Below are 235 nucleotides of genomic sequence, written 5' to 3'. Positions count from 1 at the left end.
AGTAGACACCACCCAAACAGACGCGCCGTTAGGTTGTGAAGAGGTAAAGCCATCAGCATGGATAGAGACTAAAAAGTCTGCTTTATTTTTACGGGCAATTTGCGAGCGTTTATTCAAATTAACAAAGTAATCGCCTTCGCGAACTAACACCGCTTTTAGGCCATTTTCTTGATTAATCAAACGCTGAGCGCGCTTTGCAATCGCTAAGGTAATGTTTTTCTCATAAGTTCTACGC

General features: G+C 42.1%; 1 protein-coding gene. It reads right to left on the bottom strand.

The window, feature by feature from the left end:
* A partial coding sequence (locus Q4528_RS16155) for an N-acetylmuramoyl-L-alanine amidase family protein (protein ID WP_303522783.1) occupies positions 1-235 on the bottom strand: 235 nt, incomplete at both ends.

The organism is Staphylococcus pasteuri (genome assembly GCF_030547725.1).
Classification (GTDB): domain Bacteria; phylum Bacillota; class Bacilli; order Staphylococcales; family Staphylococcaceae; genus Staphylococcus; species Staphylococcus pasteuri.
This window is presented reverse-complemented; position numbering and strand designations above follow the sequence as displayed.